Source organism: Kribbella sp. NPDC049584, from assembly GCF_040675555.1.
Taxonomy (GTDB): Bacteria; Actinomycetota; Actinomycetes; order Propionibacteriales; family Kribbellaceae; genus Kribbella.
Genome location: NZ_JBFAPF010000002.1, coordinates 23891 through 36310, shown reverse-complemented (window position 1 = coordinate 36310; position 12420 = coordinate 23891). Strand labels below are relative to the sequence as shown.

At 68.1% G+C, this 12420-nt stretch carries 14 protein-coding genes and 1 tRNA gene; 8 read left to right on the top strand and 7 right to left on the bottom strand.

Annotated elements, in window-relative coordinates; all coding sequences use genetic code 11:
• Together AB0J62_RS06895 and AB0J62_RS06890 are read left to right on the top strand one after the other, a co-directional pair.
• Entirely contained in the window at positions 1-783 is a 783-nt protein-coding gene (locus tag AB0J62_RS06895; protein WP_363865258.1) for a hypothetical protein, read from the top strand.
• Positions 784-878: 95 nt separating this feature from the next.
• Positions 879-1082 (top strand): cold-shock protein, encoded by a 204-nt coding sequence (locus AB0J62_RS06890; protein ID WP_134096839.1) that lies wholly within the window; start codon positions 879-881, stop codon positions 1080-1082.
• A gap of 22 nt (positions 1083-1104) precedes the next feature.
• On the opposite strand, the gene AB0J62_RS06885 is transcribed toward AB0J62_RS06890, so the two are convergent.
• Complete coding sequence (locus AB0J62_RS06885) at positions 1105-1587, bottom strand: GNAT family N-acetyltransferase (RefSeq protein ID WP_363865255.1); 483 nt, start codon at positions 1585-1587, stop codon at positions 1105-1107.
• Positions 1588-1663: 76 nt separating this feature from the next.
• Between AB0J62_RS06885 and AB0J62_RS06880 the strand changes: the two genes are divergently transcribed.
• From AB0J62_RS06880 to AB0J62_RS06860, 5 genes are all read left to right on the top strand, one after another.
• The gene (locus AB0J62_RS06880) at positions 1664-2557 is read left to right on the top strand and encodes a class I SAM-dependent methyltransferase (RefSeq protein ID WP_363865253.1); all 894 of its coding nucleotides are present in this window, start codon (positions 1664-1666) and stop codon (positions 2555-2557) included.
• Positions 2558-2630: 73 nt separating this feature from the next.
• Positions 2631-3251, top strand: a complete 621-nt coding sequence (gene orn / locus AB0J62_RS06875; protein WP_134096833.1) for an oligoribonuclease — start codon at positions 2631-2633, stop codon at positions 3249-3251.
• A 68-nt stretch (positions 3252-3319) separates the two neighbouring features.
• Positions 3320-3392: transfer RNA gene (locus AB0J62_RS06870), tRNA-His, on the top strand.
• Between the two features lie 502 nt (positions 3393-3894).
• Positions 3895-4383 (top strand): SigE family RNA polymerase sigma factor, encoded by a 489-nt coding sequence (locus tag AB0J62_RS06865; protein WP_363865250.1) that lies wholly within the window; start codon positions 3895-3897, stop codon positions 4381-4383.
• A gap of 14 nt (positions 4384-4397) precedes the next feature.
• A complete protein-coding gene (locus tag AB0J62_RS06860) occupies positions 4398-5198 on the top strand; it encodes a hypothetical protein (protein ID WP_363865248.1) in 801 nt (266 codons plus the stop codon).
• On the opposite strand, the gene AB0J62_RS06855 is transcribed toward AB0J62_RS06860, so the two are convergent.
• From AB0J62_RS06855 to AB0J62_RS06845, 3 genes are read right to left on the bottom strand one after another with little or no spacing between them, the layout of a single operon-like run.
• A complete protein-coding gene (locus AB0J62_RS06855) occupies positions 5185-6060 on the bottom strand; it encodes a dihydrodipicolinate synthase family protein (protein WP_363865246.1) in 876 nt (291 codons plus the stop codon). The genes AB0J62_RS06860 and AB0J62_RS06855 overlap by 14 nt on opposite strands.
• Positions 6057-7877, bottom strand: coding sequence for a trehalase family glycosidase (locus tag AB0J62_RS06850; protein ID WP_363865244.1), 1821 nt, complete (start codon positions 7875-7877; stop codon positions 6057-6059). Before AB0J62_RS06850 ends, AB0J62_RS06855 begins: the two co-directional genes overlap by 4 nt.
• 37 nt (positions 7878-7914) lie before the next feature.
• Positions 7915-8526 (bottom strand): MarC family protein, encoded by a 612-nt coding sequence (locus tag AB0J62_RS06845; RefSeq protein ID WP_363865242.1) that lies wholly within the window; start codon positions 8524-8526, stop codon positions 7915-7917.
• 47 nt (positions 8527-8573) lie between these two features.
• Here AB0J62_RS06845 and AB0J62_RS06840 point away from each other — a divergent pair, with 47 nt between their 5' ends.
• Positions 8574-8924, top strand: a complete 351-nt coding sequence (locus AB0J62_RS06840) for a hotdog domain-containing protein (RefSeq protein WP_363865240.1) — start codon at positions 8574-8576, stop codon at positions 8922-8924.
• On the opposite strand, the gene AB0J62_RS06835 is transcribed toward AB0J62_RS06840, so the two are convergent.
• The 3 genes from AB0J62_RS06835 to AB0J62_RS06825 all read right to left on the bottom strand — a co-directional run bounded on the left by AB0J62_RS06835 (position 8921) and on the right by AB0J62_RS06825 (position 12367).
• On the bottom strand, positions 8921-9910 hold the full coding sequence (locus AB0J62_RS06835) for a cation diffusion facilitator family transporter (RefSeq protein ID WP_363865238.1): 990 nt from the start codon (positions 9908-9910) through the stop codon (positions 8921-8923). The two genes, AB0J62_RS06840 and AB0J62_RS06835, sit on opposite strands and share 4 nt — an antisense overlap.
• 74 nt (positions 9911-9984) lie before the next feature.
• Positions 9985-10653 (bottom strand): DUF429 domain-containing protein, encoded by a 669-nt coding sequence (locus AB0J62_RS06830; protein ID WP_363865236.1) that lies wholly within the window; start codon positions 10651-10653, stop codon positions 9985-9987.
• A 4-nt stretch (positions 10654-10657) separates the two neighbouring features.
• Positions 10658-12367: an aminotransferase class V-fold PLP-dependent enzyme gene (locus tag AB0J62_RS06825; protein ID WP_363865234.1), complete on the bottom strand. Its 1710-nt coding sequence runs from the start codon at positions 12365-12367 to the stop codon at positions 10658-10660.
• Between the last annotated feature and the right edge of the window lie 53 nt (positions 12368-12420).

Sequence of the window (12420 nt, the reverse complement as noted above, 5' to 3'; positions counted from 1 at the left end):
ATGATGGTCTGGATCGGTGGCGCCCCGGGCGCGGGGAAGTCGACGATTGCTCGGGACCTGGCTCGGCGGGGTGACCTGCCGCTGCACCCGATCGATCTGTGGACCTACGCGCATCTGGACCGGATGCCGCCGGTCCGGCCCCTCGCGGAGGACCTGGCCGAGGGCCCGGAGTACGCCGCTGACGCCTTCGTGAGGATCGCGCGGTTGCGGCTGGAGCTGGTGGCCGAGGATGTGCGGGAGCGCGGGCTGGGCGACGTACCAGCGCTGGTCGAGGGGCCGCAGCTCTTCCCATCGATGGCTGACGACGTCGCGGCGGCAGTGTGGTTGGTGCCGGACGCAGAGCAGACCAGGCGTGCGCGTGAGGAGCGGCTGGCCCGGGTGGACGATCCGGCTGGTCGGGCCCGGTTGGAGAGCTTGCTCGCGCGGGACGGCGTACTGGCAGCTCGGGTACGGCGCGAGGCTGCGGAGCGCGGACGCACTGTCATCGAGGTTCCGGCCACGCCGGACTGGTCAGCTATCTCGGTGGCTGTGGAGGCGGCGCTGGGTCCGCTGCCACGGCTGGAGGCTGGTGAGGAGCTGTCGCGTCAGCGACGGTACGAGAACCTGGCGGCGTGCCGGCAAGGGCGGCTGTGGCAGGCGGATATCGGGCTGGCCGAGCTGCCGCCGTACCCGTTCGCGTGCGAGTGCGGCACCTCCGGTTGCACGGAGGTCTGGTCCGGTACGCCGGACGAGTACGACGCGCGCCGCGGTCAGGGATGGCTGAGAACTCATTCAGCGTGCTAGGGTTTCTCCGGTTGATGTTTTGCAGTTCCACGTTCGTTTCGAAGCGCCCGCGGATTTGTGATCCGCCGGGCGTTTTGTCGTATCAGGAGAAAATCATGGCTTTGGGAACAGTGAAGTGGTTCAACGGCGAGAAGGGCTTCGGCTTCATCTCCCAGGAGGACGGCGGCGCTGACGTGTTCGTCCACTACTCGGCGATCCAGACGCAGGGCTTCCGCTCGCTGGACGAGAACCAGAAGGTCGAGTTCGAGATCGCTCAGGGCCCGAAGGGCCTGCAGGCGGAGAACGTTCGCCCGATCTGAAATGCTTGACGGCAGGCCCGGGTCACCGGGCCTGCCGTGAAGTGCTCCACAGGTACTCGCCGTCCTCGACCACGTCGGTGCGCGCGAGACCTACAGCCGCTGCCACAGCGGCCGACGCAGTGTGATCCGGATGGACGTGCGCGATGATCCGGTCGATCTTCTGCGCTCGCAGCCAGGTGACGAGTCCCTGGGCTGCCTCCTTCGCATAACCCCGGCCCTGCCACGCGGTGCCGATGACCCAGGCGATCTCCGCCGTACCGCTCGTGATCGTCGCCTGCACGTAGCCGATCAGGGCGTCGTCGTGCCGGATCACCCAGTTGAGCCATTGCTCGTCCTCACGGCCCGGCCCCTCGAGCTGCCGGGCGTATCGAGCTTCCAGGGCCTCGACCGTCGGTGGCTCGCCGCCGGTGAACGTGTACAGGCTCGGGTCGGCAAGGACCTTCGCCATCGCTCCGGCGTACTCGACCTTGAGCGGCAGCATCGTCAGGCGGTCCGTCGCGATCATCGCGCCACGGTAGCGCCACTTGCCGGTCCGGCAACATGCCGGCGCACTGAGCCCGTCATAGGGCCAGACTGTCGCCATGATCGAGATCGATTGGGCGGAGGAGGCCGGGCGGCTGCGTGCGTCCGCCGAAGGCGAAGGCGACTGGAACGCGGCAGTGGCCCGCAGTCTGGTGCGGGACGGCGACAAGGTCATGGCCGACATCGGCTGCGGTGGCGGAGGGATGGCCAAGGCGCTGGCGGAGGCGCTACCCAGTGCGACGGTGGTTGCTGTCGACTCGGATCCCGACGTACTGGAGCAGGCGCGGGAGCACACCGCCGGGCTGGTTCGCTGCGAGCTGGCGTCGATGGACGAGGGGGCAGAGCCGTTGCGCCGGGCAATCGACGCGCCGGCCGGCCTGATCTGGGCGTCGGCCTCGGTGCACCACGCTGCCGACCAGCAGGCAGCTATCAACGCGTTGGCCTCGCTGCTTGCGCCGGGCGGCCGGCTGGCTCTCGCCGAGGGCGGACTGCCTGCCCGGTACCTTCCGTGGGACCTCGGGGTCGGTGAGCCCGGCATCGAGCTGCGGCTGGACCTGGCGCAGGACAGGTGGTTCAAGGTGATGCGGGAGTCGCTGCCGGGGTCGGTACCGATGCCATACGGGTGGACCGAGGCCCTGACCCGAGCCGGGCTGACCGACGCGACCACGCGGAGCGTGCTGACCGAGACGCCGGCACCACTGCCGCAGGAGCGGCTCGACGGCGTCGTGCAGAGCTTCCAGATGCGGGTCGGACGGTTGACCGGCGAGGGGCACGGGCACGGACATGGGCATGGACACGGGCACGTGGTTGCAGAAGAGGAGTGGCTCGATCCGGAGGATCTGGCGGTCTGGAAGCAGTTGCTGGACCCCGACGGGCCGTATTTCCTCGGACGCCGCCGCGACCTCGCCGTACTGTCCGTCCGGAGCATCCACGTGGGGTACGCGCCGCGCTGACAGGGTACTGACAGGGCACTGACAGGGCACGCCGTCGCGTGAGTGTCGGCGGCTCACCGTAAGGTGGGTGCCCATGAACGACCGGCTGGTGTGGATCGACTGCGAGATGACCGGCCTCGACCTGGCGGAAGACGCCCTGATCGAGGTCGCCGTAGTCGTCACCGATTACGAACTGAACGTGCTCGGTGACGGGATCGATGTGGTGATCGCACCACCACCGGCCGCGCTCGAGCAGATGGGCGACTTCGTCCGCGACATGCACACCGCGTCCGGGCTGCTCGACGAGCTCGCCAACGGCATCCCGCTCGCCGACGCCGAACAGCAGGTGCTCGACTACATCACGTCGTACGTGAAAGAGCCGCGCAAGGCCGCCCTCGCCGGCAACTCCGTCGGCACCGACCGGACCTTCCTCGTCCGCGACATGCCCCGGGTCGAGTCGCACCTGCACTACCGCAACGTCGACGTCAGCTCGATCAAAGAACTCGTACGCCGGTGGTACCCGCGCGTGTACTACGCGACCCCGGCCAAGAACGGCAACCACCGTGCCCTCGCCGACATCAGCGAAAGCATCGACGAACTGCGGTACTACCGGCAGACCGTGTTCGTGCCCCAGCCCGGACCCGACTCCAACGCCGCCCGGGCCGCCGCCAGCCTCATCGCCGCACCCATCCAGGACACCCCAACCGGCTCCTGACACCTCGATTTCAGCTCCGGACAGTTCGTCGCTATGATTGCTCAGCCGTCGCGGTTCGGACGGCAATGGTGGGTGTAGCTCAGCTGGTAGAGCACCTGGTTGTGGTCCAGGTGGTCGCGGGTTCGAGTCCCGTCACTCACCCGATGGCCGGCCATGCCTGCGGAAAGCGCAGGTTTGGTCGGCTTCGTCATTTTGTGCGGCTGCGCTTCGCTTGCCGCAAGCGGGGGCTCCGCCACCCGCACCCCCGTTGCGCCTTCGCTTCGCTCGGCTGCGTGGGTTGGGTTTGCTGGTCGCTCACCGGCGTGGGTTGGGTTTGCTGTCGGCTCGCCGCGTGGGTTGGGTTTGCTGGTGGCTCGCCGCGTGGGTTGGGTTTGCTGTCGGCTCGCCGCGTGGGTTGGGTTTGCTGGTGGCTCGCCGCGTGGGTTGGGTTTGTCGGTTGGGGCACCGCTGGGGATGGGAGGATGCGGGGGTGAAGGGTTCCGGGAGTATGTGGTTCGGGTATGGGGTCGTGGTTCTGGTGACCTTCGTGGTGGGGTTCTTGGCGTTTGCTGTTTGGGTGCTCGCCAAAGTGTTCTGAGTTGGGTGTGATCTACCAGGCCCGTCGGTGCGTCTTCTGGTTTGAGGCGTCGACGAGAGGGTGTGGATGAGATCGACCGAGGAGTTTGAGGAGTTTGCTCGGGCTCGGATACCGCAGTTGTATCGGACTGCCTGGTTGCTGTGTGGGGATCGGCATCATGCCGAGGATCTGGTGCAGGACACGCTGGCGAACGTGCTGAAGGCCTGGCATCGGGTTGACAGTCCGGGGGCTTATGCGCGGACTGCGTTGGTGCGGACTTATGTGTCTCAGCGTCGGCGTAAGAGCTGGTCCGAGCGGCCGACTGAAGTGGTGCCTGAGGTGGCTGAGCGGGCTGGGGATCCTGAGCTGCGGCTGGCGTTGCAGAGTGCACTGGGCGAGCTGGCGCCGTTGGATCGGGCTGTGCTGGTGCTGCGGTTCTTCGAAGATCGCAGCGTCGAGCAGGTGGCGCTCGATCTTGGCAAGAACGCCAGTGCGATCAGCACTCGCACCGCTCGCGCCCTGAATCGTCTTCGGGCGGTTCTCGGTGACGATGCCGTCCAGCTGATCGCGCTCTGAACCGAGGAGAACACATGAACACCCAACTCACTGACCTGATGAACCGGGCCACCGAGAACCTCGAGCCGGTTACCGCCGACCTGCTGGAGCGGTCTGTCGCGCAAGGGCTGCGGCAACGGCGGCGGCGTACGGCGTTGCTCACTGCGAGTGGTGCTGGTGCCGTACTGGCCACTGCTGGGCTGATCGGTGGCGGGATCCAGCTGCTCGGCTCCCCCGCGGACGCTGGGGTGGCCGGCACAGCTGCTCCGCTGACCAAGCCGTCGGTGAAGTCGTCCACCAAGACTGCGCCTGGGTCGGTGATTCCGAAGGAGACGCTCGCCACGCTGCGGTCGCTGCTGGCCGCGCGTGGGCTGAAGCTCAGCAAGCCTGAGACCTGGGGCGGCGGAGACTTCGCCGGTGCGGCGTACGTCGTTGACGACGGCAAGGGGGCTGCCCGCGTCGACGTGATGGTGTCCGGCGGGGGTGAGGGCAACCCGTGCGTGCCCGTCCGTTCGGGCTGCACCACGCTGTCCGACGGGTCGGTGCTCTACACCCCGCCGGTCTCGCCCGAGTACACCGACGGCCGCCAGGCGCAGTACGGCATCGTCAGCCGCTACGTGACGCTGTTCCGCACGGACGGCCGCAACATCAACCTCACCAGCTACAACGCGCCGGCGGAGAAGGGCCAGCCCCACACCAGGAAGAACCCGATCTTGTCTGCGGCCGCGCTCTCCGATCTGGCCAAGAGCAAGTCGTGGAAGCTCCCGCCGGTCAACACGATCAAGCCGTCGGCGAAGTCATCTGCCAAGTCGTCGCTGAAGGTCAAGACGAAGTAGCTCGCGGGATGAGGTGCTGTTCCAGTGGGGCGATGAGGTCCGTCAGGTGGCGGACCTCATCGGCTGTGCAGGGGGCGAGCGGCGGCGCGCAGTGCGGCGGGCACAGACCGCGCGTATTCAGCAGCGCCTTGACCGTCGGCACCCCGGGACGCACCGTGTGGATCTTGGTCAGTGCAGTGGACAGCTCCTGCAGGTGATCGAGATCGGCGCCGGGGGCAACCATCTGCAGTGCAAGCCCAGGCGCGAGGTTGGCGATACCTGGTGTGATGCCGTGAGCACCAGCCCGTACGGCGTCGGCCAGGCCCTGCTCGTCGCCCTGGCTGACCTCGATCCCGAGCGACAGCAGGTACCGCAACATGTCCGGGTCGCCGGACGAGTCCTTGACGCCGGTCAGGTAAGGCTTCGCGCCGCCCGCACTCTCCTGGGTCAGCAGCGTCGAGCGGGGCGTGTTGTAGGCAATGACCGGCAGACCGTGCCGGCTCAAGGCCGCGAAGTGGGCGACTACCTCGTCGGCGCGGTGCTTGAAGAAGGTCGGCGGGCTGGACACGATCGCATCCGCACCCGCTGCGGCAGCGTCATCAGTCCGCCGCTCGGCTTCCGCCGTACCGGGTGCTGTGACGTTGACCAGGATCGTCCCGTCGGGCACCAGATCCCGCCAGCGTTTCACCACGCCGGCCGTGAAATCACCGGACGCCTCGGCCGGGATCAACGGTCCTTCCCCATTGCTCCCGAGCAGCATCAACCGGCGTACGCCGACCGAAGCCATTGCCGCGAGGAACTTTTCCGCAGCCTCGGCGGACGGCACACCGGGCTCCGACATCGGCGTCACCAACGGCACGACCACGCCGCTCAGCAGACTCATCCCAGCCACCTCTCGTCGTTGAACAGCGTGACCTCGCCCCGCTCCATCAACACGATCAGGCTGAGCAGCGCGCCCCAGGTCTGGAACGGCTCGCTATTCGGCTTGTCGCAGGCGGCGCCGTGCACGCTCGAGTAGTTCTCGTGGATGTGCCGGTGGTCCCGCCACTCCTTCAGCACGAGCCGTTCGCTGCCCTCCGCCAGCCAGGTCGCGGCGGTCTTCTCCCCCGCGCGCCGCAAGCCCAGATACACGAGGAAGTTCACCGGCGGCCAGGCCCGCAGCTCCCAGTAGGACGTGTCCTTGAGCTCGATCTTCTCGTTCCGCGGCGAGGTCGGCAGGATCCACTCGCCGCCGAAGCCGTCATCGGCGAGCAGGTGTTCCGTCAGCATTCGGCCTTGTCGCTCAGCTCCGACACCGGCCAGCAGCGGGTAGAAGCTCATCGTCGACAACCGCTCCGTGAGCTGACCGGTGTCGGTGCGCCGGCTGCGATAGATGCCGGCGCTCTCGTCCCACAAGGTCTCCATGGCTTCGACGACCGTGTCGTGCCGCGTGCGCAGTTCGGCCGCGGTATCCGGGTCCCCGAGGATGTCTGCGATCTCGGCGAGCGACTCGCAGTCGACGGCGTACAGGCTGTTGAGGCCGACGTCATGTGCGGCGAGCAGGCTCTTGTTCTGGTCGAACGGCACGTCGTCGAAGACCGGATGCCCGTCCCAGCCGCTCTCGCAGGTCGCACCGAAGTGCTGGTGGATCCGCGGGATGTCCTGCGGCGACGGGTACTCCGGGTCGAAGTACGTCGAGCCCGCGCAGAGCAGCTCGCCGTCACGGCGGACGCGCCACCACCAACGGTTCCAGGACAGCAGCGTGTCGAAGCACTCCTCCAGGAACCAGCGGTCCTCGAACCGTCGGTACAGCTCGAGCACCGTCATCGACCCGACCGGTGGCTGCGAGCCGTCGTACGTCTTGCGGCCGGTGCCCTGTTCGACGTTCGGGACGAAGCCTTCCGGGGTGACGGCGCGGAGCATCTCCACGACGTTGAGGTAGGCAACAGCCTTGCTGTTCGGCGCCGCGAGCAGGGCGTTGAAGAACGCATCCCAGCAGAACAGCGCGTAGCCGCCGCGCTTGCCGACGTTCCACAGCCGGCTGACGCCGGTGATCACCCGCGACTTGGACGGCTCGTAGATGGTGTTCCAGGAGATCGAGTCGCGGACGATCTCCTGATGCTCCGCGCTCGCTGTGCCTGGGGCTGCGGCCGCGATCAGGTCGGCGATCTCGGTCAGGGTCCGCGGGCGGCCCGTGCTGACGCCGACGGCTCGTGCCAGGTCCAAGGCGAAGTACGGGCCGTCGATGTCGCAGTACGGGTCGTCGACGTGCGGCGTGGTCGCGAAGACCTCGACCGTACGAGCTGCGGTGGCACGGATCCGGCCTTCCTCGCGGACGACCGTGCCCGGGCGGTTCCACAGGTAACTGACACCGACCGTGAGCAGTGCGCTCTTCGGCTGGTTGGCCGTTGGCGTCACCAGCGCCACCAGGTCGTCGCCGGCGTGCGCGGTCTGGACGCGGATCGTGATGCCGGCCCAGGTGAGAGTGGTCTCGGTGTAGCTGCCGTCGTACGCGTGCGGGCCGAGGGTCACGGTCTCGGCGCCCTCGGTCCGGCGGCCGATCTGCGTCGTACGCAGCGACGTACCGCGGTAGTACTCCTTCAATCCGAAGGAGAGACCGAGCGCTTCCGGGAGCAGGACCTGGGTGAGCACACTGCGGGTGTCCCAGGTGTTCCAGCCACGCGCCACATCGTCCTGAAGCCGGTCGTACTCGATCGTCATGCCACCAGCCTCGCACCGGAATCGATGCTAATGCGAATTACTTCACGGCCAGTACGCCGTGGGTCACGAGCTCGACGCCGATCGCCAGGGTCAGGAAGCCGATGATCCGGGTGAGCGCGCCCAGTCCCGTCGGGCCGAGCTTGTCGACCAACGGCGTACCGAACCGCAGCAGCACGGCGACGAGACCGGCCACGACGACGCCGGCGATGATCACACTCACCCGGTTGGCGATCCCGGGGTGCCGCGCGGTCAGCGCGATCACCACGCCGATCGCGCCCGGCCCGGCGATCAACGGCAGCGCCATCGGTGAGAACGACACGTCGGGTTTCGCCACGCCGTGCGTCTTCTCGTCATCGGTCAGCGTCTCGCGGGAGACGATCATCCCGAAGCCGGAGTGGGCGACCACGAGGCCGCCGGCGATCTGCAGAGCGGGCAGGCCGATGCCGAGCCCTTCGAGGACCAGCGTGCCGAGCAGCGCGAACACGGCCAGGATCCCGAGCACGTAGACGCCGGTCATCACCGCCTGGCGCCTCATCGCGGCGCGGTCGACGCCCTCCGTGAGGCCCGCGAAGGTGGCCAGCGCCCCGATCGGATTCGTGATCGGCAACAATGCAGCCAACGCAGAAACTGCAACGTGTACGGGCTCCACGGGCGGGAGCGTACACCCGCCGACGGGCCGAGAAGGGGCAGCTTGCCGTGCGCCATGAAGTGACACCCGCGGACACCGCGCTCGCCGTCGGCAGTGGGGACGTCGAGGTCCTCGCCACGCCGCGCCTGCTGACCTGGCTCGAGCACGCGACAGCCCAGCTCGCCCTGCGCGTGCTGGAACCCGGTCAGACGTCGGTCGGTACGGCGGTTCGCATCCGCCACCGGCTGCCCACCCGCGTCGGCGACACCGTGGACATCGCCGCGGACGACCCGTCGGTGGATGGTCGCCAGTTGCTCTTCCGCGTCCGCGCCACGAACTCGGCCGGTCAGCTCATCGCGGACGGCGAGCTGGAGCGCGTCGTCGTCGACCGCTCGCGGTTCCTCGCGAACGTGCCCTAGGACGGATCGACGTACCAGTCCGGTAGCTCGCTCGGCTGGAGGCTGGTGGTGTCGCCGGGGCGTGAGAGCGTGAGGATCGCCTGCTGGATCTCCTTGCGGGCGTTGAGCGCGTCCTCGATCGCGTACAGCCGGACGGCGACCTCGGACTCGGACTCGTTCCCGGTGACGTCGACCGCGGCGACCAGGAAGATCCGGTCGGCCCCGACCCACTCCATGTGCAGGAACGTGATCCGCTCGATGTCCTTGTGTTCGAGCAGCGCGCGGAGCACCCTGTTCCGCGCGAGCGGCGTCACCGCCTCGCCGGTCAGGAAGTCCATGTTCCGGCTGATCAGGAACAGCGCGACCACGCCGAGCAGGATGCCGACCACGATCGAGCCCACGGCGTCCCACGCCGCGTTGCCGGTGAGCTGGTGCAGAAGGATCGCCAGCGCGGCGATCAGGATGCCGATCAGCGCCGACAGGTCCTCGACGAACACTGCCCGCAGTACCGGGTTCGACGTGATCCGCACGTACCTCCAGGGTCGGAGCATCCGCGCCAGCGCACCGGCCTTCGTCTGCCGCATCGCCTGGGTGAACGAGATCCCCTCGAGCACGAACGAGACCCCGAGTACGGCGTACGCCCAGCCGTACGACGTACCGTCCGCCTCGCCGTGCTGCAGGGACTGGATGCCGTGCCAGACCGAGACCGCGGCTCCGACCGTGAACAGGCCGAAGGCGGCGAACATCGACCAGATGTAGCCGGCCCGCCCGTACCCGAGCGGGTGGGTCTGATCGGCCGGCTTCTGCCCCCGCCGCTCCCCGACCAGGAGGAAGATCTCGTTACCGGTGTCGGCCCACGAGTGCGCCGCCTCGGCCGTCATCGAGGCCGACCCGGTGATCACGGCGACCACCGTCTTCGCGACCGCGATCAACAGGTTCGCGGACAGCGCGACCAGCACTGTCAGCAGGCTCTCGCCCCCGCCGCCCGCCTCGTCCTCGGTGCTCACACAACGACACTAATGCCCCACCCGCGATCTACCCGGGTGCCTGGACGAGCAGCGTCGCTGACTTTCACCTCGGATCAGGCCCAGATGGCAGCTGACGAGCCGTTCGGGAACCTCTCCGGCGGGTTCGGGTAGGCGCGGGCTCGCCCGCCGGCGTACCGTCCGGCCGACCACGCGGCCGCGGCCGCGTCGAGTACGTCGTCGACGCCCGCCATCTCACCAGCCAAACCGATATCCCCGACCACACTCATCCCGACGCCCGCAAGCAATTGCCGCCGCTCTTCGCCACCCGCCCAGGTGGACTTCGAGTGCAACAGGGGTCGACCGGCCATCGTTGCGAAGCAGACCTCCGGATGGACCTCGATCACCGCACAGTGCGCACCCGGCGCCCACGCATCGACCTCGAGGATCCGTTTGGCCAACGCGAACGCCTGCTGACTCACGCCCTTCCCCGTCGCCACGACGTTCAACGCCGTCGCCTCCGCATGCGTCGCGGCTTCCAACGCCGCCCGCACAGGCGTCGCGAACACTGACGACGCCCGCCTGCCCACCACCCGCCGCGCCAGCACGTCCGCCTCGCGTGCCCCGCGCTCGGGCAGCCCGATCGGAATGTCGATCCCGACCACCGCCAGCGACCCGTCGACCTCAGGACGCTCGACCAGTTCGCCGATCGTCACCGCGAAGTACGCCCGCAGATCTCCCGCGATGCCGATCCAGCCCTTCTTGCAGGCATCGACCCCCAGCACCCGGCTAGTCACGACTCAGGCAACGCGACGGCAGGTCGAACCAACGGAGATGATCGAAGTCGGTGTTCACCTGGCCCTCCGGATCGCTGACCTGCTGACACGTGGAGAGCAGGTCACGGGCCTCAGCGAGGTAGTCGTCGAGAGCAGACTCGGCAGCGGTGTGATCGTGGCGCGGGTACCTGAGCTTGCCGTCGGCGTCGTACCCGACCTGCGACAGCCGCATCGGCGGCTCGACCGGGCCCCGGTGATGCCGCCACAGGCCATTGGACGGGTCGAAGCGGTAGTCACCCAGCAGCCGCCAGCCGTCGCGGGCGACCAGCTTGACCGCCTCGACGACGTACGTGAACACGGCCTCCGAGATGAAGTAATTGAAGTTGACCCGCACCCAACCCGGCTTGATCCCCTCGCAGCCGTGCAGGATCTCCTCCTCGAACAGGTGCGAGCGGTCGATGTCGATCCCGAGCAGGGTGTGACCGTACGGGCCGGCGCACGAGCACCCGCCGCGCGACTGGATGCCGAACAGGTCGTTGAGCAGCGCGACCACGAAGTTGTGATGCAGGTACCGCCCGGACGGAGCCTTGACCACGAACGAGACGATCGACAGCCGCTCGGAGTCGAGATTGCCGAGGATCTGCAGGTTCGGCTCCGCCTTCCACGCCTCGACCGCTCGCCGCAGGTACGCGTCCTCGTGCGCGCGGATCACGTCGATCCCGACCGCCTGTTTCAGCTGGAACGCCAGCCCGGCGCGGATCGACCCGATGATCGCCGGCGTGCCGCCCTCCTCGCGGTGGATCGGGTCGTCGAGGTACCGATGCTCGAGCGGGTTCACGTAGGCGACAGTCCCGCCACCCGGCACATCCGGCACCCGGTTGCGGAGCAGCTCCCGCCGAGCGACCAGCACGCCTGGAGTGCCCGGCCCGCCGATCAGCTTGTGCGGACTGAGGAAGATCGCGTCCTTGTACGACAGCGGGTCCTGGTCGCGGCCGCCGTACATGTCGATCTCGACGTACGGCGCGGCGGCGGCGCAATCCCAGAACGACAACGCGCCGTACCGGTGGAGGAGCGCCGAGACGCGCTGCGTGTTGCTGACGATGCCAGTGACGTTGCTGGCCGCGGAGAACGATCCGATCTTGACCGGCCGATCGGCGTACTCCTGCAGCCTCGACTCCAGCTGGTCGATGTCGATATGGCCGTCGGTGTCCTGGCTGATCACCACCACATCGGCGATCGACTCGCGCCAGGGCAGCTCGTTCGAATGGTGTTCGTACGGCCCGATGAAGACGACGGGCCGCTGGTCCGGCGGTATCTGATCGGTCAGGTGGTACCTGTCGTCGAGCTCGGCCGGGATCCGCAGCCCCATGATCCCGATCAGCTTGTCGATCGCCCCGGTCGCGCCCGAGCCGCAGAAGATCAGCGCGGTCTCGTCGTCGCCGCCGACGCTGGTGTGGATGATCCGGCGGGCGTCCTCGCGCAGGCGGGTGGTCTGCAGACCGGTCCCGCTCGACTCGGTATGCGTGTTCGCGTACCGCGGCAGGACCTCGTCGCGGATGAAGTCCTCGAGGAACGTCAGCGCGCGGCCGGAGGCGGTGTAATCGGCGTACGTCACCCGTCGCGGACCGTACGGCCCGGGCATCACCTGGTCGTCACCGATCACCGACGCACGGATCCGCCGCAGCAGTGGCGTGTCCGGCGGCATCTCCCCCTGGCTGTTCATGCCTCAGAGTACGGCGCACACGTGACGTTCGTCTCGTACCGTCGCCGCGTCTG

Excerpts from the sequence above, each read along its gene's own strand:
- AB0J62_RS06895 (WP_363865258.1), top strand. The coding sequence starts at position 1 with ATGATGGTCTGGATCGGTGGCGCCCCGGGCGCGGGGAAGTCGACGATT.
- AB0J62_RS06890 (WP_134096839.1), top strand. The coding sequence starts at position 879 with ATGGCTTTGGGAACAGTGAAGTGGTTCAACGGCGAGAAGGGCTTCGGC.
- AB0J62_RS06885 (WP_363865255.1), bottom strand. The coding sequence starts at position 1,587 with ATGATCGCGACGGACCGCCTGACGATGCTGCCGCTCAAGGTCGAGTAC.
- AB0J62_RS06880 (WP_363865253.1), top strand. The coding sequence starts at position 1,664 with ATGATCGAGATCGATTGGGCGGAGGAGGCCGGGCGGCTGCGTGCGTCC.
- orn (WP_134096833.1), top strand. The coding sequence starts at position 2,631 with ATGAACGACCGGCTGGTGTGGATCGACTGCGAGATGACCGGCCTCGAC.
- AB0J62_RS06865 (WP_363865250.1), top strand. The coding sequence starts at position 3,895 with ATGAGATCGACCGAGGAGTTTGAGGAGTTTGCTCGGGCTCGGATACCG.
- AB0J62_RS06860 (WP_363865248.1), top strand. The coding sequence starts at position 4,398 with ATGAACACCCAACTCACTGACCTGATGAACCGGGCCACCGAGAACCTC.
- AB0J62_RS06855 (WP_363865246.1), bottom strand. The coding sequence starts at position 6,060 with ATGAGTCTGCTGAGCGGCGTGGTCGTGCCGTTGGTGACGCCGATGTCG.
- AB0J62_RS06850 (WP_363865244.1), bottom strand. The coding sequence starts at position 7,877 with ATGACGATCGAGTACGACCGGCTTCAGGACGATGTGGCGCGTGGCTGG.
- AB0J62_RS06825 (WP_363865234.1), bottom strand. The coding sequence starts at position 12,367 with ATGAACAGCCAGGGGGAGATGCCGCCGGACACGCCACTGCTGCGGCGG.